This window comes from Streptomyces sp. NPDC054847 (assembly GCF_053610925.1).
On record NZ_JBSGZJ010000753.1, the window covers coordinates 1 to 1547 of the forward strand.

At 74.6% G+C, this 1547-nt stretch carries 2 protein-coding genes; one reads left to right on the plus strand and one right to left on the minus strand.

Annotated features, from left to right (window positions below; genetic code table 11):
- On the plus strand, positions 1-697 hold a 697-nt coding region (locus ACWGH4_RS34975), incomplete at its 5' end, for an acyl-CoA dehydrogenase family protein (protein ID WP_453467927.1).
- Between the two features lie 3 nt (positions 698-700).
- Here ACWGH4_RS34975 and ACWGH4_RS34980 read toward each other — a convergent pair.
- Positions 701-1315, minus strand: a complete 615-nt coding sequence (locus tag ACWGH4_RS34980; RefSeq protein WP_453467929.1) for a hypothetical protein — start codon at positions 1313-1315, stop codon at positions 701-703.
- Positions 1316-1547: the final 232 nt, after the last annotated feature.

Consider the following 1547-nt stretch of genomic DNA (forward strand, 5'->3'; position numbering starts at 1 on the left):
CGGCTGGACCCTCTACGGAGAGGCCCCGCAGGTGCTCGACGGCCACAGCGCCCGGCTGCTGCTCGTCGCCGCCCACACGGGCGGCTTCCCACGCAGCCGCCCCCTCCTCTTCCAGGTCGACGCAGACGCACCCGGACTGACCCGCACCCGGCTGACGGCCCTCGACGAGACCCGCCCGCAGGCCTCCCTCGAACTCCGCGACAGCCCCGCCCGGCTCCTCGGCGAGGACGGCGCCGACGTGCCCCGCGCTCTGCGAGCCACCGGCTCCGGTGCGGCGGCTCTCCTCGCGGCGGAAGCGGCGGGCGCGGCAGCGGGCGCGCTGTCGAGAACCGTGGAGCACCTCAGGACCCGGGAACAGCCCGGCCGCGTCACCTCCCGCCAGGCCGTCGAACACCGGCTCGCCGACCTGTACGTCCACGTCCAGGCGGCCCGCTCCGCGGCGTACTACGCGGCGGGGGACCCGGCGGCCGCTGCCCTGGCACTCGCCCAGTGCCTCGAGACGCTGCGCACGGTCGCGGGCGAGACGGTCCAGCTGCACGGCGGCACCGGCTTCACCTGGGAACACGAGGCGCATCAGTACGCCAGACGGGCCGCTGCCGACGAACTGCTCTTCGGCCCTGTGCACCGGCTGCGCGACGCCGCGGCCGAACGGGCCGGACTGTTCGCGTCCTCCCAGCAGGCCGCAGGCCGCCGGTGACGCCTACGTCCGCCGGGGCGGAGGCTCCTCGTCCCCGTAGCGGGGGCCCGCGTCGTACCGGTCCTGGCCCTGATAGGGCTGCCCCTGGCCCTGATAGGGGCCGGGGCTGTTCGGGTCCCGACCGTACGGACCCCAGTCGTCCGCCGCTGCCGGGACATGGCCCGGGGGCTCCTCGTCGTACGGCTCCTCACGCCTGCGGCGCAGCCCGCGGCGACCGCTCATCAGCGCGGCGGCCAACAGCAGCAGCACACCTCCGCCGAAGGCGAGCGCCACGCCGAGGCCGAGCCCGTCCCCGTCACCCCCCGCCGTGATACTGCCGGTGGCCTGACCCTGCCGGACCATCCACAGGACGGTGAACCCGAGGACGACCACACCGGCCAGCGCCACCAGCAAACGGGAACGCAGCAGCAGACCGATCAGGGTCAGCAGGGCGGCGAAGGCCATGGGCAGCAGGAGGGACGCGAAGAGCTCGCCCTCGTTCGAGGTGATGCCGGTGAACAGGTCCTGGATGCGGTAGTCGCGCCCGTGACGGCTGTCGTACCAGGCATGGAAGGGGCTCCATACGGCGGCCGTCGCTCCGACGAGAGCGAGGATCGAGCCGATGACGTTGCGGATCATCGCCGGCCTCCTTCTGCCGCCGCAGCCGACGGCGACACGCGGCGGGTACCCAGCGGATCCGTCTTGAACCGGGGGCTCCGCCCCCGGACCCCCGCGCCTCAAACGCCGGCGAGGCTGACTTTGTCAGCCCGCCTGGGGGCACCTCCCACGGCCGCCAGGCCGTAGGGGGAGTTTGAGGGCACCGCGCGGAGCGCGGTACGCCGCCCGCAGGGCGGTACCGGGCCCGGGGCCT